A 22,377-nucleotide genomic window follows, 5' to 3' on the forward strand; every position below is an offset into this window, starting at 1 on the left:
CCTACTCGATTTCCTCGTAGGGCAGGCCGACATAGTTCTCGGCGATGGTCGCCAGGCCCGCCTCGGAGCCCAGGTAGTACTCCAGTTCGGTCTGCTGGATGCGCTGGCTGAACGCGTCGGTGTCGGGGAAGCGATGCAGCACCGAAGTCATCCACCAGGAGAAGCGTTCGGCCTTCCAGATCCGCCGCAGGCAGATCGCCGAGTAGCGCTCCAGCAGTTCGCCGCGCCCTTCGCGGTAGGCCTTCAGCAGCAGCCGGTAGAGCGTGCTGACGTCGCTGGCCGCCAGGTTCAGTCCCTTGGCGCCGGTGGGCGGCACGATGTGCGCGGCGTCGCCGGCGAGGAACAGCCGGCCATGCTGCATCGGCTCGACCACGAAGCTGCGCAGCGGCGCGATGCCCTTCTCCAGCGAAGGACCGGTCACCAGTTTCTCCGCCACCTCGGCCGGGAGGCGCGCTTTCAGTTCCGTCCAGAAGCGCTCGTCGGACCAGTCCTCGACCTTCTCTGTCAATGGCACCTGTACGTAGTAGCGGCTGCGGGTCGCCGAACGCTGGCTGCACAGGGCGAAGCCGCGCGGATGGTTGGCGTAGATCAGTTCGTGGCTGACCGGCGGGGTGTCGGCGAGCAGGCCGAGCCAGCCGAACGGATAGACCCGCTCGAAGACCTTCAGCCGTTCCGCCGGGATCGATTGCCGCGAGATGCCGTGGAAGCCATCGCAGCCGGCGATGTAGTCGCAATCCAGGCGCAGCCGTTCGCCGTCGCGTTCGAAGGTCACGTAGGGGCGCTTACCTTGCAGGTCGTGCAGGCGCACCTCGGCGGCCTGGTAGACGGTAGTGGCGCCGCAGGCTTCGCGGGCTTCCATGAGGTCGCGGGTGACCTCGGTCTGGCCGTAGACCGTCACCGTCTTGCCGCCGCTCAGGCGCTTGAGGTCGATGCGCCGGCGCTGCCCGGCGAAGGCGATCTCCACGCCTTCGTGGACCAGCCCGTCGCGCGCCATGCGCCGGTCGACGCCGGCCTCGCGCAGCAGGTCGACCATACCCTGTTCCAGCACGCCGGCGCGGATGCGGCCGAGCACGTAGTCCGGGGTCTGGCGTTCGAGGATCACGTTGTCGATGCCGGCCTTGTGCAGCAACTGGCCGAGCAGGAGGCCGGACGGACCGGCGCCGATGATGGCGACTTGAGTCTTCATTGCGGATAGCCCTCTCGCTGTTATGGCTGGCCGGCGGCGCATGCGCCGGCGCTGATCTTGTCTGGAGGTGGCTGTATTTTTGTTTGCCGTGGGGTGCTATAGAAGGCAAATTGCCGATCTATTTCTGGACTTTTATAAACTCTGTTCGGCAATCGGCCATTTCGCTCGGAGGGCTCGATGACGGATTCCACCCGCGACGTCCCGGTGTTCAAGCTCTACGGCGCGCCCCTCGAATGGCCGACCCCGGACCTGCTGCACTGCGAGTCGATCCCCGCCCGCAGTCGCCTGCACGACTGGGAGATCAAGCCGCACCGGCACGCCGATCTCGCTCAGTTGCTCTACGTGCGCAAGGGCTGGGCGCAGCTCCAGGTCGAGGGCGAGCCGACTCGCGTCGAGCAGCCTTCCATCCAGTTCGTACCGCCGTTGTGCATCCATGGCTTCCAGTTCTCCGAGCGCATCGACGGCTACGTACTGACGCTCGCCGCACCGTTGCTGGCCCGCTTGCAGGCGCACCTCGGCGCGCAGCGCCAGGCGCTGGAAGCGCCGGGGCTGTACCCGGTGGGCGCGGACCGGCGCTATATCGACACGCTGTTCGACGCCATAGATGGCGAGTACGCCGGCACTGCGCCGGCGCGCGAGCTGTTGTTGCAGTCGCTGATCGGCGTGCTGGCGGTGTGGCTGGGGCGGCAGGTGATGGTCCGGCGGGCGGAGGCACGGCCGGGTCGCGGTCAGGAATATCTATCGGCCTTTTCGCAACTGGTCGAGCGGCATTTCCGCGAGCACCTGGGAATCGACGAGTACGCGCGTCGCCTGGGCATCTCCCCGGCACACCTGAACGGCGTGGCGCGTCGCCTCAGCGGGCAGACCGCGCTGGGCATCGTGCACCAGCGCCTGCTGCTGGAGGCCAAGCGCGACCTGGTCTACACGGCGATGACGGTGAACGAGATCGCCGACCGCCTCGGCTTCAGCGAGCCGGCCTACTTCACCCGTTTCTTCAAGCGCCTGAGCGGCGTCTCGCCGAGCGTTTTCCGTAAGGGCGACTAGTGTTCGCGGCGCAACTGGACGATCTCCAGCGCGCGCCCCTCGTCGTCGCGCGGGCGTCGGCCGCTCTCGACGAAGCCGCAGCGCGCGTAGAACCCCAGCGCCTCGCGGTTGGCGGCGTAGACCTCGACCTCCAGCGCGCCCTTCAGGGTTGCCGCGTGCTCCACCAGTTGCCGGCCGATCCCGCGCCCGTGGGCCGTCGGGGCGACGAACAGGCCGCCGATGAAGGCATCGAGCAGGCCGATGAAGCCCAGCGGCGTATCGCCGTCCAGCGCCAGCCAGGTTTCCGAGGCATCCAGATAATGATCGCGAACCAGTGCCTTCTGCTTCTGCAACTCGGCTTCGCCGAGGAAACCGTGGCCGACGCGCGAGGCCTCCAGCCAGATGGCGAGGGTGGCATCGCGGTCGGCGGGAATGTAGCGGCGGATCTTCGGCGGAGAGGACATGGCGGCGGCTCGCAACGGGAACAGCCGCGGATTATCGCGTGAGCCGGCGGGAAAAGGGCAGGGCCGGCATGTACGCTTCAGTCGCCGCGGATGTACTGTTCCAGTTGCTGGATCAGCTCGGCCTGCTCGGCGATCGCCGCCTTGACCAGGTCGCCGATGGACAGCAGGCCGAGCAACTGGCCGTCTTCCACGACCGGCAGGTGGCGCAGGTGGCGATCGGTCATCAGGTTCATGCAGGTGTCGACGCTCTGCTTCGAGTCCACGCTGACCACCGGCGCGCTCATGATCGCGCTGATCGGCGTACCGATGGACGAACGGCCCTTGAGGACCATCTTGCGCGCGTAGTCGCGCTCGCTGACCACCCCGACCACCTCGCCATGGTTCACCACCAGCAGCGCGCCGATGTTCTTTTCCGCCATCAGGCGCAGGGCGTCGAGCACCATCTCGTCTGGTCCGATGGTGTACACCTGCTGGTTCTGCTTGGCGTTCAACAGTTGTGCCACGGTTTTCATGCGCGCCCCTCCGGAGCCGTTCTCACGTCCAGCAAGAATCGTAGACGGCGAGCGGATCGGCAAGCGGGGAAAACGGCATCGAACCGATTGAAAAACGTCATCGCCGGCTTCCCCGACGAAGGTAGGGCCTGGCGACGGGCCTCTTGCTCCGGTTGCCCGGCGACCTAATGCAGTATCCGCTCGAACCCTTCCGGACGTTGGCCGGTGACGTAGCAATGGCGATGCCGGTCGAGGCTGAGCGGATGTCCGGCGTCGTTCAGCACTTCGGCGATGCCTTCCAGGTGCTTGTTCACTTTCACCTGGTATTCCTGCTCGGTCAGCGGCACGACCCAGAGCAGGTCGACCGGATGGGCGGACAGGTCGAAACCGTCGAACAGGGCGGCATCTTCGCCCAGCGGGGTCGGCAGGAGAAGGAAGTGACGCAGCAGGCTGTGCTCGTAGAGCGGGAAACCGAATGCCACGCTGTGTCCGTGGCCGAGGGCCAGGCGTTCGTGGAACGGCAGGCCGGCGAGCCACTGCAGGTGGCGCAGGTCCTCACCGCCGAGGACGTCAAGGTAGCAGATCAGCTCGCTGGACCAGCGCGCGCTGCCCATATAGGGCGCGAAGTGCATCCGTGCCTGGCTCATCCCCGCGGTGATCACCACGTGGTGCGGGCGCCGGCTGCTTTCCAGGCGGTAGCCGAACACCGCCATTTCCGGTGCCGTCACGCAGTGCCTCCAGAAGTCACGGCAGTCCAGGACGATGCTCGGCGCACAGCCGAAATGGTCGTCGTATTTCTCGCGCAGCCGGGCGATGTAGTCGTTCATCTTCAGTCCTCGGAGTGGGGCGGGTAGGGCCGGACATGGGCAGGCGCCGGGGGCGCGTCCGTTGCCATGCGAGGGCAATCCAGTCATGGCCGATCCTCGTTGCCGTTGGGTGACCAATGGAATGCGAACGGCGACTGCCGAGAAATCGGCTCGTTCCGAGAGAGGCGAGAGGCTTTCCTTCTTGGTGCGTAGGAAATCGCTGAGGGCAGCTGGGGGTATCTGTCGGGAACGGAAAAAAGCCCGTCGGGAACGGGCGAAGAGGGAAGCTTACCAGGGCAGCGGGAAGTCAGGATCGGGGGTGAACGGGTCGATCTTCTGCCGCTCGCTGCAACCCTGGCGTTCGCAGTCCCGCAGGCGCTGCAACGGCGAGCGGTCGTCGCGCTGGATGCGGATGCCTGTGACAGGCGCGTCCTCGGAAAAGCTGTAGCTGCGGCCGCTCTCGCAACCGGGCAGGGTCAGGCAAAGGCAGAGGAGCAGGGTGGTGTGCGGGGGGCGTGGCATTGCGGGTCGAATGGACTTGCGAAGGCCGCCCATGCTATCAATCGGCCAGCAAATAGGGGGCCGGATGGTCAGTCCATGACCGGGATGAGAGTTGCTTCGCAAACCCGGAGATGCCCTCGAAAGGCTATTGCGTCACGCGGGAAAGCCCGTCGAAGGCCCGCAGCAACTTGCCCAGGGCGAGGGTCAGCGCCTCTTCTTCCGGGCCGGCGCCGAGAGCCGCCAGCAGCCTTTCGTCGAGCCCTGCGACCTGTGCCAGGGCCTGCTCGAACACCGCCTGTGCCGCGGGGCTGCGGCGCACCAGCACGGCGCGACCGTCGTTCGGGTCCGGCAGGCGGCTGACCCAGCCGCGCCGCACCAGCCGTTCGATGGTCCGGCCCAGCGCGGTGCGGTCGGTCTGCGAGTGCTCGATGAGCACGCTCATCGGCACGTCACCGTCGAAGGCGTGGATGATCCGCAACGCACGCCATTCATGCAGCCCCAGTTCGAGAGGGGCAAGCAGGGCGGTGAGTTGCCGTTCGCGCTGGCGGACGATCTCCGTCATCAGGTACAGCGGGCCTTGGGGCAGCCCCAGTGCGTTCGTCTCGGTCATTGGCCCGGTCACCTTCCTCGATCCTCTTTCGCCAGGGCGGGGATTGTAGCGCTCAGGCGTCGGCGAATCCGTAGTCGCTCCAGCGTTCTTCGACTCGCCTGCGCAGCGCCGTCGGATAGGCGTGGCGGAACGACGCCGTAGCGGCACGCATTTGCCCGGCGAACTGTTCCGGGTACAGGCAGTTGATCACCAGCCGACCGCCGCTGCCTCGTGCCTTGTCCTCGGCATCGAGGTAGGGAACCATCGGGAAGTCACGGATCTGCGGGAAGGCGAAATGGTCGTGCAGCGGATGCGCGCGGGTCGCCAGCGCCCATACCACCTGGTCGATCTCGGTGACGTCGATGTCGTTGCCGACCAGGATCAGCTTCGGCACCAGGTGTCCGGCATGCGAGCCGAAGACGGTCTCGGTGACCCGTGCGGCGAAGGCCGCGGCGTCGGTGCCCAGGGCCGCCAGGCGCTGCACGTCGATCGACAGCACGGCCCAGCAGGTCGCCGCCTCGTAGGAGCACCAGACCATGTCCACCGGCAGTCCGGCGTTCTGCGCCACGTCCAGCAGTTGCGCGGAAATCATGGTGCCCCAGATGGTGTGGTTTTCCTCCGGTGGCGTGCCGGCGACGCAGATCGGCAGGATCGGCTGGTCGCGGAAGCTCAGCGCATGGACGTGGAACAGTGGCTGCGGCTTGCCGGTGGGGAAGGAATAGCCGTGGTATTCGCCCATCGGGCCTTCCAGCGCGGTTTCGTCGAGGCTGATCTCGCCCTCCAGGACGATCTCGGCATTGGCCGGAACCCACAGGCCGTTGGTCTGCGTGCGCACCACCTCCACCGGCTCGCCGACCAGGGCGCCCACGTAGCCGGCTTCGCCGACCCCCTCCGGCAACGGCATACCGGCCGCCGCGAGTGCCGCCGGCGGTGCGCCGAGGGCCATCGCCCAGGGCGTTGGCTTGCCCTGGCGGCGCCACTGCTCGCGGATGATGCCGATGTGCTGGGTGGGAATGGTCGGACCCGCCAGGGTGTTGCGGTCCACCAGCATCAGCCGGCCCACCGACCAACTGTCCCAACTGCCGTCCGGCGTCTGTACCACGTGGAAACCGTAGGTGCCGAAATAGCGGCCGCCGTCCTGCTCATGGAGCAAGGGGACCGGGAAGCGGGTCAGGTCCACCTGCTCGCCGAGCCAGACGTTTTCCTGCACCGGCCCGCGCTCCAGCCGGCGCGGTGCGATCGGTTCCGCGCGCATCGCGGCGCGCAGCGTGGCCACGATGTCCCGCGGCCCGCTGTGTTCCGGCAGGCCGAAATGCAGCGCCAGGCGCGAATGGGCGCGGGCCCTGTCGGCGCGCAGGCCGGCCGGCGCGCCCAGTATCCGCGCGCCGGGCAGGCTGTCGCGGATGTTGTGGAACAGCGGGGCGGGTGCGCGGCGTTCGTAGACCCGGCGGGTGATGGCGCCGATCTCCAGGTTGGCGTCGACCTCGGTGTGCACGTCCACCAGGTCGCCCTGGCGACGCAGGTGGTCGACGAAGTGGCGGAAATCCAGGGCGCTGCGGTTCATCGGCTCGCCACTCCATATAAGTGCGTGTGCATGCATCTTATGTGCTGGCGCGTTCTTTAGACAAGCGGAGCCCGGTCGGTTCGCGGGCTGGCCGGAAGGTCGCCACCTAGGCAAGATATATGGTTGGTTGGAAGCCCTGGCAAGCTTCCTTGCGCAGTCGCGGCACAGGATCGGCAAGCGCCGTCGTGGAGGAAACATGGAAGCGTGCGATACAGCGGGCATTATGGATGCGATCACGGCTGTCACCGGCGTACTCACCCTTCTGGTGGCGTGGGCAGCATTGTTTTCGTGGCGCCGGCAAGAGCGTCAGAAAGCGATATTGGCGTGGAAGGCCGATCTGGTGGACTACGCCTACGGGTTTCCCAATCTGCCGGTGATATGGGGTTACCAGACGCACAAGGACGAGATCGACCAGGCCGCAGAGCGTTTTTATCGGTGCGTGAAAAGCTACATGGTCATGCGCGAGCTGGTGTCGCGGAAGCGGATGAAAGCCTATGAGCGAATCTGGCGCCAGGCTCATTTCGTTCATGAGAAATGTACATTCGAAGGGCAAATGACCTGCGCCATCGCCCGGGATCTGCTTTCCCAGGCTTACCTGAACGATTTTCTGAAATCTTGATGGGACAGCTCCCGGCCGCTCAACGCACCATATAGTCCATCTGCCATGGCCGCGGAATCACCAGTGCCAGCAACGCGAGAAGAGCCGCCAGCGCTGCGCTCGCCGCCATCGCCGCGAGGCCCAGTTGCTGTTCCAGCAGGGCGCCGAGCACCGCGCCGACGCACATGCCGCTCCAGGGCACCAGTTGCACCCGCCAGCCGTTGCGCCGCTCGCCCAGCAGCCAGCGGCCGAGGCCGCGGCCGAAGCGGGAGAGGGCGCCGGTGACGTAGGTCAGGCCGATGGGCAGGCCGTTGACCTGCTCGACCACGGCGTTGAGCATGCCCATGGCGAGGATCGCGGCGACCAGCGCCGGCACGTTCCAGTCGAATGGCCAGACCGCCGACACCGCCAGCAGCATCGCGCAGCAGACCAGGATCGGCGCCGCCCGGCGCCCGCTGAAGCGCGCCAGTATCACTCCCAGCGCGTTGCCGACGACGAAACTGGCCAGGGCGACGCTCAGCCGCACCAGCCCGCCGAAGTCGCCCTCGCCCAGCGATACCGCCAGGCGCGTGGTGTTGCCGCTCATGAAGGAAACGAAGTCGCCGGTGGCGAGGAAACCGATGGCGTCGGTCATGCCTGCCAGTACCGACAGCCCGGCCACCAGGCCGAGCCCGACACGCCCGCGCGTCCGCCGCAAACGAAGGCGCCGCGCGCTGCTACCCACCATGCTGTCTGGAAGCATCCGGAGAAACCACCCGCAGGAAGAGAAGGTCCGCCCCAGTGCGGACTCCCGATCTTAAGGCTCTCCCCAGGGAAAAGGCCAGGGGCGAGGCGGAGCGTCTGGGGCCGAAGATCCTGGGCAATCGGCAATGACAGTGCGGGGCGGGGCCTCAGATATCGAATACCGGTACCTGGTTTCCACCCAGTACCTCGATCTTGTCGGTCCGGTAGACCACCATCGCCTTGCTGCAGGTCACCGTGGAACGACCCTCTTTGCTGGCATTGAGATACACCGTGCCCTTGCCGGCGTAGACCGCTCTCGCGTTGGCGGCGATGCGCAGCTCGAGGGCCGCCGCTTCTCCGTCCTCGTCCCCGGCGAAGTCGCACCCGTAGAGGGCGATGGCCAGTTCCTTGCCGAACAGTTCGAGAAGGGTCGCACCAAAGGCCTGGGGCTCGACGAACTGCTTGCCCTGGACACGCCGGGCCATGACGTCCGCGGTGCTATCGCCGTGGGGGTTGCCCAGCCAGAGTTGGCCAGCCGTGCCGTGGGTGGCGATGAGGATCGTATCGATGAAGTACTGTTCGCCGCTCTCCGCGGCAACCTTGCCTAGATCCCGAACCAACTGGGCGTAGTTGGTATCGGCCTTGATCGCGAAGGCCGGCTTGTAGAGCTTGTTCCGAGCATAGGCGACGACCGCCTCCGCGAAGGCGCTGCCGGAGTCGCCTCTCCGGATCTCCTGCTGGAAGTCGTGGTAGATGACCAGGACCGCCCCTTTCCTGACCGGGCCGCTGAGCCCTCCCTTGACGATGTCGAGGGCGAAACGGAAATTGGCGCTGAGCACCTGGGACGCATGGGTAGGAAAGGTATCCGTATCGGTCAGCAGTTCCACTTCGGTACCGACCAGCACCTCCTTTCGTTCGTCGCCCTCCGCCCAGGGCGTGTCGTCCACATCCGTTCCGTAGATCCTTGCGTCCAGGTCGACCTCGACGAGCGTACTCACTGTGAAGGGCACCAGAAGCTCTTCCGGGCCGAGTCGATTCTTGACCACGGCGCCCTTGCCTTGCTTGGCGATTTTCGTGACTACGCCATGCCATGAGCGCATCCTGTTGCTCCTGTGGGAGTCCTGGTAGGAACGGCATCCGAGCATGCAGAACTATAGACGTGAAACGGCCAGCCCCGAGGAACTATCCGCCGATCGACCCTCCATCTGGCCCCGGCCTTGAGTGCCATTCCCGGCCGGACAGGATCGGTTGCTCTGGTCTCGCGGCGAGGGACAGGCGCTGCTCGGCGGAGCGGGTCGCGGCGAGGCAGGTCTTGTCTAGTCCTGAAATAGGTTTACACCTGCTCAGGTAGGCCGATAGGCCTCAAAACGCCCGATGCACCGCATCGGGCGTTTTGTTTTTCAGGGCCATGTGAGGCCGCTCTGTGTTGTAGATCTGCACGGCTTCAGCAACCATCTTCCTTGTCTGCTCCAGATTTTCAGGGCTACTCAGCAGCAGCTCTGTTTTGAGGATCCCGTTGATGCGCTCAGCTAGCGCGTTCTGGTAGCAGTCATATCCGTCAGTCATCGAGCACTGGACGCCATGCCGTGCATGCAGTGACTGATACAGCGCCGAGCAATATTGAATACCGCGATCCGAGTGGTGGACCAGTGACTGGCGACGCTGCCGTTTGCGTAGGGCCTGCCTAAAGGCTTGTGCAACTGACTTGGCATGCAGGCTTTCATGCACATGGTGGCCAACAATTTTTCTGGAATACGCATCCGTTACCAGGCTTAGGTACAGCGGGCCGCTACTGGCTGGCAGGTAAGTAATGTCCGCCGCCCAAACATGCTCCGGTCCTGACGGGACAACCTGGTTCGGGCCTGACTTGAGTAGGTTCGGATGGCGGTAGAAGCGATGAAAGCTTTGTGTTGTCTTGTGATACGCCCGCTTGGGCAACACCAGCAAACGGCGCTCTCCCAGGACCTGAAATAGTCGGTCTCGGCCAATTTGGAGCCGCCTATCAGGCTGGCAATGCAGCAGATAGTGCAGCTTTCGTGCGCCTAGTCGTGGCTGACGTATCCGGATTTGTTGAACAAATTCGACAACCCGATCTGCCTGGCGTGCTTTGCTATCAGCAGCTCGATTGCGCTTGTAGTAAGCCTGTCGGCTCATGCCAAGAAACTGACAAGCCCTGGCAATGCTCAGTCCTGCGACTTGACCTTGCGAGAGGACTTGCCGGATCGCTTTTTTACGACCGATACACCGTAATCATTTTTCAGGACATCGACGACGGTCTCGAAGAACTGAGCCTTCTGGCTCATCAACTCAAGCTGCTGCTCAAGCTCTTTGATCCGCTGCTCTGGAGTGAGCGTTTTGGGGTCAGACATCGCGCAACTCTTCTCGGCCCGAATCGACGCCCCTTGGCTCCAATCCTGCCGACCATGCTTGCGCAACCATACCAGAACCGTCGACCGGCCCTGGATGCCATACCGCACCTGGGCCTGCTTGTAGGTCACCTGTCCTTGTCATCTGACGAAAACTCCATCTGGCGCGGGACACCATCGACCTACAAATCGTCCTGCCAGTCGGTGCTGGGTTTGAGGCTGCTCAGGAACTCTTCCAGGGCATAGTCTTCGCCGGGCGGCAACCGGGTCGTGAGCCGACTGGCGGGCGCCACCGGGTCGGCCGATGGCGGCGGACCGTCGCCGCTGGCGGTCTGCGGCAGCAGGTCGACGCCGAACGGGTCGTGAGCGGGCTTCTTCCCCGGCGTCGGCGAGCTGATGCCGATCAGGGTCGCCTGGTCCTTGCGCCGCAACGGCATCACCATGCTGCTGTCGCCGTTGAGGTAGCTGGCCATGGTCGCCAGGGCGATGCCAACGAAGGGCGAGGCCGCGCCGGTGTCGCCCAGGCGCTGGGTCAGGTCGTAGCTTTCCCGCGAGTCCAGCAGGTCCAGCGAACTCTGCGCGGCGCCCAGCGCCGGGGTGAGTTCGGCCAGCGGCGTGGCGTTCAACCCGCCGTCGTAGAACAGCCGGGCGGGCGCCGGCCTGAGCCCGGCACTGGCCGTCTTCCAGGCAGCGGCCAGTTGTGCGGTGAGAGCTTCGCGCTTGAGCCGTTCGCCGGTATCCGGGCGGGTCAGCGGCACACTCACCGGCCGATGCAGCCTGGCCAGCACCGGCAACGCATCCCACTGCTCCAGAGCCCGCTCGGTCCAGGGCTGGGGAATGAACGGCGTGGGGCGGAACTCAACCGGTGGCTTGCGCCAGCCCCAGCCACGGAACTCGGGGTCGATCCGGTTTTCGTTGACCTTGGTGTAGGGGGCGAACTGGCGTAGCCAGTCGACCCGCTCGGGGCGGCCGACGATCAGGGCGACCATGGTGTCAGTCAACTCGCCCGGCTGTCTTGGGCCAGTTCCCACACCGATGGGCTTCTCTCCTTTTGCCATCAGGGACAGGGCCATGTTGAAGCCTTCATTGGCATATATCAGTACTGCCGGCAAGTCAGGATTGCGTTCGAACAATCTGAACAACGCCTCCAATACTCCTTCAGGCGTATCGTTGCAGATAATGCCATCCTGCAGATTGACAATACGATGCCAGTGCAGTCCTGCTGGAATGCGCATGTCATTAACCATTGCTGATAGGCTTCCCTGAGTCTCTTCAGGAGTGAAGCGCAAATTCGGTGTATTCGGGTTCCAACCACGTACCACCGTTACGGTAGGAATAGGCCATTTCTCCAGAAAGTTCTTCAGTCCTAGCTCCAGAGCATCAGCCTCTCGCTTTTCAGAAGCAATATCCTTGTCATCGGCTGTAACCGGATACTTCCTCGGGTCCATCGGCAGGATGCTGCCGACATGTAAGGCCTCGGCCTGCATGGCATTTTGCTCCTGCAAGGCCTTCCACACCTGCCCCTGGCGAAACACATCCAGACTCATGCCTACGCTGAGTACATCCAGGGTTTCCAGGCGCGGCGACGTTTTCGGAGCGTGATAAGCATCAGCGGACATGGCCTCCTTGGCCGGGGCGTAGGCGGTAACGGGCGCCGCCGGACTGGCGAAGCAGCGCATCGAGGACAATTGCGGCTCGGCTGCTTGCCCGACAGAGCAGCTCAACAGAATCCCAACGAGAGACAAGACAGGAAACGTCAAACGCATTAGATCGGCCCTCCAAAGCAAACAGGGCGATCGTAATAGCGATCATTTATCGTTTGCGTCGCCACTAAGCTAGGTAAGGTATTTCCAACAATCGAGGGAATGGCCCCACTTCTGCGATAAATCTCTGTGGAATCGATCAGTTTACGGTTTCCAGCTTCTTCCGCGCGATATAAGGCGCGAACATCTTTATCAGGCAGGTCTAGTTCGGTATCTGACTCAACTTGCGCTCTTCCTTTTGCGCGAGTTGCATTCCAATCCAACCGCCAATCCGCCACCCGACACAGATACTGATAGAAAACCACATCATCCACGCTGTCCCCGGCCCCGATGGCCAGGTCATAGGCCAGTACCCGCCGGTTATGCTCCGGGTTGTTGGGTATGGCCGAGTGGAACGACAAGGGCTCCAGATGGCCCTCCGCCGTCTGCAGGCGCAGCCCGGCCTCGTAGGGAGTTTCCGCGCGGGTGACCAGAACCATGCCGGTGCCCAGTTCACGAGCGGAAAACACATGGGTCTGCAGGGCCAGTTCCTTGCCTTCGTTCAACGCCCTCTCCACGCAGCGCGCGTCGCGCCCGTAGCGGTACGCCAGCGCGGCGTCCACCTGTTGCGCGACGGCGTGCCCGCTGTCCTTTTCCTTCCAGCCGCCGTTGCTTATGCCGATGGCGGCGTCGATCGGATCGAGGGTATCGCGCACCTGATAGACGCCGCTGGCGGAGTTCTCTCCCGGCGCCGTGACGGTTCCGTCGAAATCGAATCGCGCTTCCGTCGGCAACGGCAGACGCGGCGCGGTCAGCAGCACGCTGTCGCCCTGGTCGAAGTTCGCCCGGCCGAATCTGTCCTTGCCGCCCAGCCCGGTGTCTTCCCAGGTCTTCTCGCCGGCCAGCAGAAGAGGGTAGACATGGGGAGGGGCGTGCCCGCCGATCTTTTCCTTCTCGCCATTGCGCTTGCGTACGGTGAAGATGCGCTGGTGAAAACCCTGCGGCAGCCCGGTCCTTCCCGGGAGCCCCTTGACCTGCTCAGCAATGCCGCGCCAGCCGATACCCTGGACGTTGGCAAGTCCCACCGTCTGGTCCTGGGGCGTGAAATACAGGTAGACACTGCCGCGATTGTCGCGCTCATCGAAGCTGAGCCGTTCCCCGTCGATGGTCGTCTGGCAGCCCTGGCCACCCACCCAGCCGGGGCCGCCTATCGCGCCGTAGCCTTGGCAGTTGCGCAACGCGACGCTGCTCAGCGCGGGGACCGGATGGCGTCGGCCGCAGATGAACTCGAGGATACCTTTGAGCGTGGCCAGCCGCGCCTCTCTGGTCTGCTGGCTGCTCCAGCCCTGGAGCTTCTCGTTGAGGGGTTCGAACAGGCCGTAGGGTGAGTTGAGCATGATCACCCCGTCCGCCGGCTCCACGCCGTCATCCTTGAGGAAGGCATGTGCCAGCAGGGTCAACAGGGTGCCCTGGCTGTGCCCGACGACATTGATGGTGTCGTCGGGGGTAACGCTTGCGGATGATCTTGATCAACATGGCCAGGCGCATGGCCGCAAGGACCATGTACTTGCGCCCTGCCGCCGAAAACAGCGGATGGGTCATGGTGCCGCCGAACCAGTCCAGCGAGATGAAACCGAACAGCTTGCCGTTGAAACCCTGGCCCCACATGTCCGGCAGGTTGGTGGTGGCATTGACGAACTGCCCGCCTTCCTTGGTGCCGGACTTGTCCAGCCGGTTGCCGTTGCGGTCCAGCCATTCGCCGTGGGCCGCGGTCTTGTTGATGTATTGCTCTTCCTCGCGGAAGCCCCAGTAGAAAGGTACGACTACGCTGCGTACGGCGGCCCCGCCGGCGCCACTGGCGAACTTGCGCCGGTAGTAGACGGCGTCGGGGTTCTCCGCCTTGCCTTCGTCGTCCGCCGGCAGGCTGTAGCCCGCCGGCGTCAGGTAGCCGGGATTGGCCTGCCCGCCGGGCAAGGTCGGCGGCATGTCCAGGCGTTCGTTGAGCCCCTGGCAGAGCCCTCGCTCGATCCGTTCGTAGCAACCCGCGAGATCGTTGACGCCATGCACCACGATGGTCACGCAAGGCTTGGGCGGAGGCGGCACCAGGTGCACGTCGCCGCCCTTGGGCAAGGTGATGGACTGGGCAGAGACGATCGTCCTCGACCGAACCCTATCGTTCATGGCTTCTCTCCTTGCCGCTCCTCGGCGTTGCGTCGTGCCAGGCAGGTCGCTTCGTCGAGCAGCATCCAGTTGCCAGGTTCGCCGGCCAGGCAGAATTCGACGGCAATGCTGGAAACCGTTTGCCGGTGCCGACGGCTACGCTCGTTGAAATGAATGAATGCGTTGTAGCTCCCATCTGGCTGCAAGCGCTCCGGCCGGCGCAGGAGCACGCTGGAGCCGGGATAGTCGCCGAAGACCTCGATCTCCCCGGCACGCCACCCGGGCGGGAGCTCGATCCGCCACAGCGTTTCCTGGCAATGGCTGCCGGCCCGCCGACATACCGAAACACGGGTGATCTCGACGTCGTTGGTTTCCGCCAGCAAGGGGCGTAGATCCAGTGTCACGCGCCCGGAGCCGGCGTGCACCGGGATCTGCGGTGGCAGTTTGGAAACGGCCAGGGCCTGGACGCTTCCCAGGCCGAACAGGCAGGCAATGAGCAAGGTCTTGCATTTCATTGGTCAGTATCCCGTTGGGAAGTTTTTCAGTACGCCAGCGAACCTGCTGTTCGCAGAGGCTTCCCCGAACTCGTTCTTCTCGAGGAAATAATCTCGAACGATGTCTCCCTGCTGTTCGATGTTGTAGTCCTTCAACGTCTTTCCCGGCTCCAACCGGTAGGCGTACTGGTCGCCTAGGAGAAACTGCCTGGCTTGCTGGTAGGCCCCCACCAGAAGGACGTTGACGCCATGCTGGTGCTGCCAGACATGGGTCATTTCGTGGATGAACAGGCCCTGGCGCTGCAGACTCTCCAGGCTCCAGTCCGCCACGCCGCGCAACTCCTCGCCGAAGTAGATGTGGCCGTTCGGCGCCATCACGTAGTCCTTGCCCTGCCAGGGGACATAGTCCTCGTCGCGCAGGCGGACCGTGGAATAGTCGATGGAATCGCCGAATACGCCTTTCGCCAGGCTGATTTCCCCTTCGCTGAGAGCACGTCCGGCCTCGGCGTCGGAGCCACCCAGGAGTTTGCCGGCGACCAGCGATTTCGCGTGCTGCAGCAGCTCAGCTTCCAGGCAAACTGCACGCATGGAGGTCGCCGACCTGCCGAGAATGCCTAAGCTCCTCCATTCTCCTACTCTAGGCCGCCCTCTGCGACCCACTGGCAATCAGGCATCCTCATCTCGAGCAAGGCGGCCGGCGTTCCCATCCACATCCAGCAGCGCACTGCTCCCGATGATGGGAAATATGCTCGTCATCGGGAGCAGACCACCTGGTGGCCTCCGCCATCGATCAGTCTGGCCAAACGGCTCCGTGACCGTGATACCGTGGTAGGTGCTTTCACCGAGCCAAACGATATCCATTGCCAATTACTCCTTCTTCTGGTCCTTACAAGTCATCCAACCAATTCTCTTTCGGCGTCAAACTGGTGAGAAACTCCTCCAGAACATAATCGTCTCTGTCATAGGTCATCAGTGGTGCCGGGCGAACAGGAGGGCTACCGACGCTACTGGCCATTGGACCCGAGTTTGGTGGAGGAGGTGTCAGTGCTCCGGGGCGATAACGGACACTATTGAGAATTGTGTCCCAGAGTTCAAAGAACTCTGCCTCAGTCGGGTAAGCCGGAGCCTCGTCGTGGGTGGGGAAATCACCAAGTTCCGCAGGCTTCGTCGCAGTCTTAAAGGTCGTTTCCAGATCAATGCCAACGCTCGGCATCGGATAAGGACTTCCGGCACCAGGGAAACTCCATTCGCCACCGATGTTGGTTTTGAAATACTTCCAATTACCTCTTCCTTCAGTGCCACCAACCACACGCTCATCGCCCTCCAGATCGCCTACATTGCGTTTGCGAGCTCTATATTCCTTTCGACCGGCGACAACCCCCGGCTTGGCAAGATCTTTCGCCAGAAGCCCGGTGAATTCATCCTCTCCTTCCCGATAACGTTCCAACATTGGCTGCTCGGGTTCCCACACCTTCGCATGACGCACTACCAACCCTAGCTCCTTTGGCAGTCTGAATCCCCAGCTAACTGACTCGAACGGAGCATTGAGGTCGTAGTATGACTCAACAAAGGCTCCATTCAGGCATAGCCCTGGCCTGTCGGGTATTTCATTGTTCTTCCGTGTATACAGCCGGGGAAGCCAACGCAGAATATCCTCAGCAGCGTTTAGCGTGCGGCCGAAGGTGAACAATGTGTTGTCACGCCACAAATATCCCTCAGCCTCATGAAAAACCTCTTTACGCATAACTCCATTCAGGTCAGGTCCTTCGACCCACACATAGTTATATATAAATACTGAGCTATTTTTTAGAGGACTCCTTTTATTTGCCGACCGTGGAGCAAGTCTGGTGGATTTCTTTTCTTCTGCCTCGATCTCCGCCCATCGTTTCTCCATCAAAATAGCGTAATCAGCCTCAGACACTCCCGTGGTGACCGAAAGAGCTAAATAACCGTCAAGATGCGCCCCGCTGGCGGTAGGCTCCCACTCCGTTCCTTCTGGTAGATCGATGAGTAAGCGCCCAACACAATGGGTCTGCATTTTTTTTGTCAATTCTGTCATGGGATAATTCCTATGCAATTTGCTGTCACCCCAGTAACGCAAGGCATAGAAGCTCACGGCTATCGCTATGCCCAGCAAGATAGCGTGCGGTATATACTTACGCCATTTCATGCGGGTATTTCTGTAGTTGTCGTGGATTTTCCGGCCTCTTTTCGTATTGCCAACGCACCGATACATAGAACCGAATACAGAGTGACGTTTTGCACCATTCGATTATCGTACGAGGCCTGATGGTCAAACCCTGTCATACGAGCGGAGAAAACAGCGGCCTTTGCCGAGTCTTCGGAAGAATGCGCAGGTACCGTCGCATCACCTACTTGGTCTTGCCCCTGTATTTTCCCAACATAAGAGTTGCCTTTAGTGCTTCGCATGACCCCCACTCCATGCTGCATGACCATATCCTGTCCATCAGCATCATTAACCAGATAAGCCGTCCCCTCGTGGTCATCGCGCCACATACGCAACCCTATAGCGTGAACGGTCGATGGTACGGGCCCTCGGGTAGCAGGCAGGTCCTTGCGGTATGCAGCGATCATTTGCGGCTGAAGATTCCATGTGACGCGATGAAAAGCCATTTCCCCTTCATCTGCGCCGTAATGCGAGTATGTATTAGGGTGATAGCTGCTACCGAGTTCGGTGTGAAAATGCTTTGCCTCGCCCAGTCGCATTCCATAGCGCCCCCAGGCTTTCTGAAGTGCTTGAAGCGCTGCGGGACCTTTTATTTTATTGACCGCCGGATCAATCCAAAGCGGATCAACCAAGCGCCACCACGCTCGAGGCTCCATATAAATTTGCATATAGGGATCCGCCTGCCCCACACGTGCCTCCGGTAGTTGTGCGACAACTCTGCCCTCGCAAGTGATGCGCAGCCAACCGGCCCCATAACGATGATTGGGCAAAAGCTCCAATGGGCCTGCTGCATTAGCAAATACCGGCATAATTTTCTTTCCAGTTCCACCAAGCCCGATGCTTCCGGCGAAGTCCTCCCAACCCGCACGCACCCTACGATAAGCCGTTCCGGCTCCAACCGCTGGCTGCACGCCATGAACTACTCCCTGAATCAAAGCGGGATAGCGTTTGGCACACATTCGGCCAACTAACCCTCCCATAGAGTGGGTAACCAGTATCACCCCATGGTCACACTTGACTCGAAGTTCTTTCCTGCAACGATCAATGATGGCTTCGATTTTTCCCGCCAGATAGTCGGCGGCTTTGCCGTTGGTCTGCAGCCAGTTGTAGCCCACTGCATAGACGGGATAACGAAACTCGGCAGCCTCCCGCAACATCTCCTTTGTGAGTACTTGATAGCCATTGAGCTGCCCCCACACCTCTGGGTTGTGCGGCACCGCACCTTGCACCCCCGGATACACCTCCCCCTTCGAGGTGATGATGAAGCGAAGCTGCGCTTCTAGGAAATTGAGAATGCCGCCGTACGAGCTGATCATCACCGACCCCCAACCACGACTAAGTGCCTCCTGCAACGGCAGAGTAGTAATGTGCTCGGAAACAACTTCACGATCTGCATCCTCGGGAGACGAGACTGGCCGTGTAGTGTCGGGATCAAGCAACAATTTCCGCTCTGTCGGGCTCAGATGACGGTACCCTCTTTTCGCAGTAAACCCCGCCACCCACCCCACGCCATCGTCTGGAAACCAAGCCCAACGATTGTTTTCCCCAAGTAACCTTCCAGCCTCCGCATTTGACGTCAATAACGGACTACCCATGATGCCCGGCACAAAAACAACCGGAATCGCCTGATCCGGAGGGGCAGTAATTTCGGCACGAACCTTGTTACTAGTTGGACTCATCGTCACACGAGCAGTGGTGTGTCCATTGGTCCCAATGTGCGTAGACACAAGCCTAGTTGGCTCACTCATCTCGATCTCCTCTCCATGTGGGCCCATATGCCAAGTTGCATCAGACCTCTGCCGGCCCTAGCAACTCGATCTCATATCCCTCCGAAGTCAGTCCTTGCTGCAGCGCTGTCCAGCCGTCCTTGTCGGTAACGCCCTCTACCCTTGCCCCATCGCTATACACAAGCGCATAACGATAGTTGGGAAGCGGTCTACCTCCACGCACAACACGTACGCGCTGATCGAACGGTGCTCCGGACCAAGAGTTGAAGGCCGTAGACGCATAGGCAGGACCAACATGACTATGCTTCGCCGCCTTGACCACGAAGTTGCCGGGCATGCCCAGCTCGATGTTGCCGCCCTTGAGGGTCAGGTAGGCGCCGCCGCACATCAGGGTGATGTGCTCCTTCGCGGTGACCAGCACGTGCTGCTGGCTGGCGCTGACCTCCACGCTCTGCTCGGCCTCCAGGCGGATGTCGTTCTTCTGCGCCTGCAGCAGCATCGGCCCCTGGTGGGTGATCTGGCGCAGCTCGCCGCCCTGGGCGAACAGGCCGATGTCGCTGCCGGCGTTGATCACCACCTTCTGCCCGGCGGTCACCTGCTGGTTCTGCCGGGCCACGCTGTCGACGTGCTCGCCGGCGGCCAGGGTCAGGCTCGCCGGCGTCGCCGCGGCGATCCCTGCCGGACCGCTCAAGGCGATCGCCGGCTTGCCTCCATTGCTCTTGCCGGACTCGTCGTTGGCACCGTGGCCGAGGTCGCGCACGGCTTCCTGGAGGGTTTGCTGCGGCGCCGCGTCGTGCCCCACGCCCTGGTGCTCCCCGGCGTAGTCGCCCAGCTCGCGGGCCAGCTCCAGCGCCGCCTCCAGCACCTGCACCACGACGCCTCGGTCGAGATGGCCGGCGCCGGCCCTGAGCTGCTCCTCGGTGCTCAGCAGCAGGCCCCTGGCCGCACGTACCGCGCCATGTTCGTCGGTGCGCAGTTCGAAGCCCTCGCCGCGCGGCTTGCCGCCTTCGGGCCGAGGATGGGTCAGGTAGCCCAGGTGCAGCGCGCTGGCACCGTGGTCGCTCATCAGCGCCGCACTGATCTGCGCCGTGGTGTCGTCGATGCGCAGCTCGTTGGCCCGACTGCCCTTGTACTCCTTGCTCTTGATGGTGCTGAGGATCTTGTGGTCGGGCAGCGCGTAGGGTGGTCGGTTGGTCGCCCGGTAGGTGCGCCCGGTGACGATCGGCTGGTCGCAGTCGCCGTCCAGGTAATCGACGATCACCTCCTGGCCAATCCGCGGGATCGCCATGTGCCCCCAGTCGGCACCTGCCCAGTTCTGCGCGACCCGTATCCAGCAGGTACTGAATTCATCGTGACGTCCCTCGCGATCCCAGGGGAACTGGACCTTCACCCGTCCCCACTCGTCGCAATGGATCTCTTCCCCTGCCGGGCCGACTACCGTCGCGATCTGCGGACCATCGATACGCGGCCGAGGCAGCGGTGCGGGACGCCATTCGACGTCCTCGGGTACCAGTTCGGCGCGCAGGTCGTAGCTCACCCCCAGAGGGGCGTCGGCGGACTCTTCCTCCTGGCCGGCATACTGGGTGCCGCGATGGACCACCCGCACCGGCCGCCACCAGGCGTTGAAGTCGGCACGCGGATGACCTTCCAGGGCAAAGGCGTGGCCCGGGATCAGCCGCGGGTCGTCGCCGCTGACCGATGCCACCCGTGCATCGCGCCGATGTCCTCTGAGGCGGCTTTCGCTGAAAGGCCGGCCCGCGCCGCTCTGCTTGTAGCGACCGGGGTAGTCGTAGCGCTCGTAGGACGAGCCCTGATGCTCGAGCGCCTCGCCAGCGAGATGATGCTCCTGGTCGTAGGTCGGGCGCTTGAAGCTGTAGTCCCGCTGGGTCTGTCGAGCCGTACGAACATTTTCGCTGTAGCGGAAAGAATGAAGCACCGGCTGTGGGTTGTCGCCCTCCGGCTGGGCGCTGAACAGTACCGGGCCGCCGGCGATACGCTCCTGGACGTAGAGCCGGTCGCTGCAGACCAGGGTGTGGCGGTGTTCGTCGAAGCGGAAGTAGTAGACCAGGCCTTCCTCGAAGGCTAGCCGGTCGTGCAGGTAGTGATCGCTGTCGCCGGCCTGCACGCAGTATTCGCGCGGCAGGTGCTCATGGTAGATGCGCTGTTCGTAGTCGAGCACCCGGTGTTCCTTGAGCAGCGCCTGGAGAATCTCCGGAACACTCTTCTCCTGGAATATCCGCCAGTTGCAGCACAGCTCCAGGCGCGCCAACTGCGGTTCCAGCAGCAGTTCGTAGCGGGTCCGGCGAAAACCCGAGCTGCCCTGGGTGAAGTGGCTGACGATGCCATGGACGTAGCGGGCCGGACGGCCGTCCTGCCAGAGGGTGAAGGTGCCCGGCTGGTCGAGTACCTGCTTGAAATCGATGGCGTTCTTGTCGCTGGCCAGCTTCAGGTTCAGGCGGAAAGGCTCGCAGAGCGCTTCTTCCAGTTCGAACTCGACGACATCGAACGCGAGTTTCCCTTCGCCGACGACGAAGGTGAATTTCAGGTCCCTTTGACGCATGGATCGTTCCTTGTTCCTGGCGGGCGGTTCCTCCCCCATCCGTTGGAGAAGCGAGCCCCACGTTACTCTTGCTCAGCCGCTGCCGAAAGTCTTGGCTCTGTGTCGATTTCGCGAAGTAGCGGACATTTTCGGCTCGACGGAGAACCGATCGCACAGGTGTACGACCGGTGTGCCTGTCAACTCACCCTGCGACCGGCGAGCGCCAGTCGTCGGAGCCGGAGGTGCCGGAGACTTCGTGGGTCCAGGTGATCTTGCGGTAGGTGAAGTGCACGTCTTCCAGGTGGGTGAAGTGGGCGTTGCCCGGGTCCTGGCAGTTGTGCATGTAGTCCTTGATGTCGACGATGATCGCGTCTTCCAGGACGGTGGTGTAGTAGTGCTCCTGGGTGCCGGCGGCGGAGGTGCGGTACCACTGGATCTCGACCTTGGTCAGGCGCTCGCCGGAGGTCAGGGCGGCCAGCAGCAGCGGCGAGGCCTTGTCGAAGACCTTGGTGATGACCACCGGCTTGTGCACGCGCTGGCCGGTCGGCTGGCCGGACTGCGGATCGCGCGGGATGATCACTTCGTGGTTGAAGCCCTGGACCATCACCTGGTCCTCGTGGCCTTCTTGGTAGGTGTTGCCGACCGAATCCTCGGTGAAGGCGCCGGCGGTGATCAGGCCCTGCTTGGTGCCGGTGATGGACATATAGGCGGGGGTTGCCATGGATACGTTCCTTGTCGTTGAAAGTGCCCAGGCGATATGCCGGGGTCACCGGTGCTAGACAAGAACTGTGCCACTGGTCTTGAAACTCTTTTCCATCAAGGCGTTATTGGGGGAAACCAAAAATTCGCTGGCGATTCTCATGGGAAGAACACTGAAAATTGCGCAACTTTTTGCGCACCGCTTGCAAAAAGTTGCGCACTCTCTCGGAGCCCTTTGGGTATTTGTTCCCTAGCGTTCTATCCACAACGTTATCAACCAAAAAGTTGCACAATGGCTTTTGGATTGTGAGGCTGAATGGTTGGAGTATTTTCTGCCTCTGCCCCTATCCAAACAACGCTTCAGCACGCGTAGTCTGATTGTCCAAACGTTCACCAAGCCCAGCCGGTACAAACTCACCTTTCCACCGTATGCGTGACCTCTCCCTCAGCCGGTATTCCCCCAATGGGGGCGAACCGTCGTTCAAATGCGGGTGGCCGGCTTGAAGTCGGATAGTCC

General features: G+C 62.6%; 17 protein-coding genes and 3 pseudogenes. 2 read left to right on the forward strand and 18 right to left on the reverse strand.

All coding sequences use genetic code 11. The features are described 5' to 3' along the window. Nucleotide 1 precedes the first annotated feature (1 nt). On the reverse strand, nt 2-1,186 hold the full coding sequence (pobA, locus tag VQ067_RS01440; protein WP_033990125.1) for a 4-hydroxybenzoate 3-monooxygenase: 1,185 nt from the start codon (nt 1,184-1,186) through the stop codon (nt 2-4). 177 nt (nt 1,187-1,363) lie between these two features. Between pobA and VQ067_RS01445 the strand changes: the two genes are divergently transcribed. After that, nucleotides 1,364-2,230: a helix-turn-helix domain-containing protein gene (locus VQ067_RS01445; protein ID WP_003111457.1), complete on the forward strand. Its 867-nt coding sequence runs from the start codon at nt 1,364-1,366 to the stop codon at nt 2,228-2,230. Here the strand turns inward: VQ067_RS01445 and VQ067_RS01450 are convergent. The 6 genes from VQ067_RS01450 to hudA form a co-directional block, all read right to left on the reverse strand. Then, entirely contained in the window at nt 2,227-2,673 is a 447-nt protein-coding gene (locus tag VQ067_RS01450; protein ID WP_003084100.1) for a GNAT family N-acetyltransferase, read from the reverse strand. The two genes, VQ067_RS01445 and VQ067_RS01450, sit on opposite strands and share 4 nt — an antisense overlap. 77 nt (nt 2,674-2,750) lie before the next feature. Next, nucleotides 2,751-3,185, reverse strand: coding sequence for a CBS domain-containing protein (locus VQ067_RS01455; protein WP_003084101.1), 435 nt, complete (start codon nt 3,183-3,185; stop codon nt 2,751-2,753). A 164-nt stretch (nt 3,186-3,349) separates the two neighbouring features. Continuing rightward, entirely contained in the window at nt 3,350-3,991 is a 642-nt protein-coding gene (locus tag VQ067_RS01460; protein ID WP_003084105.1) for a suppressor of fused domain protein, read from the reverse strand. A gap of 267 nt (nt 3,992-4,258) precedes the next feature. Further along, nucleotides 4,259-4,525 carry a hypothetical protein gene (locus tag VQ067_RS01465; RefSeq protein ID WP_033990123.1) on the reverse strand — a complete coding sequence of 89 codons (267 nt, stop codon included), beginning with the start codon at nt 4,523-4,525 and terminating at the stop codon, nt 4,259-4,261. Nucleotides 4,526-4,616: 91 nt separating this feature from the next. Continuing rightward, nucleotides 4,617-5,093: a MarR family winged helix-turn-helix transcriptional regulator gene (locus VQ067_RS01470; RefSeq protein ID WP_074241158.1), complete on the reverse strand. Its 477-nt coding sequence runs from the start codon at nt 5,091-5,093 to the stop codon at nt 4,617-4,619. Nucleotides 5,094-5,133: 40 nt separating this feature from the next. After that, on the reverse strand, nt 5,134-6,624 hold the full coding sequence (hudA, locus tag VQ067_RS01475) for a UbiD family decarboxylase HudA (protein WP_033990119.1): 1,491 nt from the start codon (nt 6,622-6,624) through the stop codon (nt 5,134-5,136). A 196-nt stretch (nt 6,625-6,820) separates the two neighbouring features. Here hudA and VQ067_RS01480 point away from each other — a divergent pair, with 196 nt between their 5' ends. Next, a complete protein-coding gene (locus VQ067_RS01480) occupies nt 6,821-7,243 on the forward strand; it encodes a hypothetical protein (protein WP_003118121.1) in 423 nt (140 codons plus the stop codon). Nucleotides 7,244-7,262: 19 nt separating this feature from the next. On the opposite strand, the gene VQ067_RS01485 is transcribed toward VQ067_RS01480, so the two are convergent. The 11 genes and pseudogenes from VQ067_RS01485 to VQ067_RS01535 all read right to left on the reverse strand — a co-directional run bounded on the left by VQ067_RS01485 (nt 7,263) and on the right by VQ067_RS01535 (nt 21,882). Continuing rightward, on the reverse strand, nt 7,263-7,949 hold the full coding sequence (locus VQ067_RS01485; protein ID WP_074241160.1) for a YoaK family protein: 687 nt from the start codon (nt 7,947-7,949) through the stop codon (nt 7,263-7,265). Between the two features lie 163 nt (nt 7,950-8,112). Next, a complete protein-coding gene (locus VQ067_RS01490) occupies nt 8,113-9,045 on the reverse strand; it encodes a hypothetical protein (protein ID WP_003084116.1) in 933 nt (310 codons plus the stop codon). A 262-nt stretch (nt 9,046-9,307) separates the two neighbouring features. Continuing rightward, nucleotides 9,308-10,452: pseudogene (locus VQ067_RS01495) on the reverse strand (IS3 family transposase); the annotation flags it as partial. A gap of 41 nt (nt 10,453-10,493) precedes the next feature. Then, complete coding sequence (locus VQ067_RS01500; protein ID WP_317951663.1) at nt 10,494-12,077, reverse strand: type VI lipase adapter Tla3 domain-containing protein; 1,584 nt, start codon at nt 12,075-12,077, stop codon at nt 10,494-10,496. After that, a pseudogene (locus tag VQ067_RS01505) lies at nt 12,077-14,234 on the reverse strand (T6SS effector phospholipase Tle3 domain-containing protein). The gene VQ067_RS01500 and the pseudogene VQ067_RS01505 overlap by 1 nt, the downstream one beginning before the upstream one ends. Next, nucleotides 14,231-14,728, reverse strand: coding sequence for a hypothetical protein (locus VQ067_RS01510; protein WP_003133038.1), 498 nt, complete (start codon nt 14,726-14,728; stop codon nt 14,231-14,233). The pseudogene VQ067_RS01505 and the gene VQ067_RS01510 overlap by 4 nt, the downstream one beginning before the upstream one ends. A gap of 3 nt (nt 14,729-14,731) precedes the next feature. Continuing rightward, nucleotides 14,732-15,250: pseudogene (locus VQ067_RS01515) on the reverse strand (type VI secretion system tip protein VgrG); the annotation flags it as partial. Between the two features lie 343 nt (nt 15,251-15,593). Continuing rightward, complete coding sequence (locus VQ067_RS01520; RefSeq protein ID WP_153549362.1) at nt 15,594-16,877, reverse strand: T6SS immunity protein Tli4 family protein; 1,284 nt, start codon at nt 16,875-16,877, stop codon at nt 15,594-15,596. Further along, on the reverse strand, nt 16,874-18,643 hold the full coding sequence (locus VQ067_RS01525; protein ID WP_023109553.1) for an esterase/lipase family protein: 1,770 nt from the start codon (nt 18,641-18,643) through the stop codon (nt 16,874-16,876). Before VQ067_RS01525 ends, VQ067_RS01520 begins: the two co-directional genes overlap by 4 nt. A 40-nt stretch (nt 18,644-18,683) precedes the next feature. Continuing rightward, nucleotides 18,684-21,182, reverse strand: a complete 2,499-nt coding sequence (locus tag VQ067_RS01530; RefSeq protein WP_060853346.1) for a type VI secretion system Vgr family protein — start codon at nt 21,180-21,182, stop codon at nt 18,684-18,686. Between the two features lie 181 nt (nt 21,183-21,363). After that, entirely contained in the window at nt 21,364-21,882 is a 519-nt protein-coding gene (locus tag VQ067_RS01535; RefSeq protein ID WP_003083317.1) for an Hcp family type VI secretion system effector, read from the reverse strand. Nucleotides 21,883-22,377 lie beyond the last annotated feature (495 nt).

The organism is Pseudomonas sp. KBN12P06040 (assembly GCF_037574965.1).
GTDB lineage: Bacteria > Pseudomonadota > Gammaproteobacteria > Pseudomonadales > Pseudomonadaceae > Pseudomonas > Pseudomonas aeruginosa.

Bases quoted from the DNA above. Each gene is read 5' to 3' on its own strand.
- pobA (WP_033990125.1), bottom strand. From the start codon at position 1,186: ATGAAGACTCAAGTCGCCATCATCGGCGCCGGTCCGTCCGGCCTCCTG.
- VQ067_RS01445 (WP_003111457.1), top strand. From the start codon at position 1,364: ATGACGGATTCCACCCGCGACGTCCCGGTGTTCAAGCTCTACGGCGCG.
- VQ067_RS01450 (WP_003084100.1), bottom strand. From the start codon at position 2,673: ATGTCCTCTCCGCCGAAGATCCGCCGCTACATTCCCGCCGACCGCGAT.
- VQ067_RS01455 (WP_003084101.1), bottom strand. From the start codon at position 3,185: ATGAAAACCGTGGCACAACTGTTGAACGCCAAGCAGAACCAGCAGGTG.
- VQ067_RS01460 (WP_003084105.1), bottom strand. From the start codon at position 3,991: ATGAACGACTACATCGCCCGGCTGCGCGAGAAATACGACGACCATTTC.
- VQ067_RS01465 (WP_033990123.1), bottom strand. From the start codon at position 4,525: ATGGGCGGCCTTCGCAAGTCCATTCGACCCGCAATGCCACGCCCCCCG.
- hudA (WP_033990119.1), bottom strand. From the start codon at position 6,624: ATGAACCGCAGCGCCCTGGATTTCCGCCACTTCGTCGACCACCTGCGT.
- VQ067_RS01480 (WP_003118121.1), top strand. From the start codon at position 6,821: ATGGAAGCGTGCGATACAGCGGGCATTATGGATGCGATCACGGCTGTC.
- VQ067_RS01485 (WP_074241160.1), bottom strand. From the start codon at position 7,949: ATGGTGGGTAGCAGCGCGCGGCGCCTTCGTTTGCGGCGGACGCGCGGG.
- VQ067_RS01490 (WP_003084116.1), bottom strand. From the start codon at position 9,045: ATGCGCTCATGGCATGGCGTAGTCACGAAAATCGCCAAGCAAGGCAAG.
- VQ067_RS01500 (WP_317951663.1), bottom strand. From the start codon at position 12,077: ATGCGTTTGACGTTTCCTGTCTTGTCTCTCGTTGGGATTCTGTTGAGC.
- VQ067_RS01510 (WP_003133038.1), bottom strand. From the start codon at position 14,728: ATGAAATGCAAGACCTTGCTCATTGCCTGCCTGTTCGGCCTGGGAAGC.
- VQ067_RS01520 (WP_153549362.1), bottom strand. From the start codon at position 16,877: ATGAAATGGCGTAAGTATATACCGCACGCTATCTTGCTGGGCATAGCG.
- VQ067_RS01525 (WP_023109553.1), bottom strand. From the start codon at position 18,643: ATGAGTGAGCCAACTAGGCTTGTGTCTACGCACATTGGGACCAATGGA.
- VQ067_RS01530 (WP_060853346.1), bottom strand. From the start codon at position 21,182: ATGCGTCAAAGGGACCTGAAATTCACCTTCGTCGTCGGCGAAGGGAAA.
- VQ067_RS01535 (WP_003083317.1), bottom strand. From the start codon at position 21,882: ATGGCAACCCCCGCCTATATGTCCATCACCGGCACCAAGCAGGGCCTG.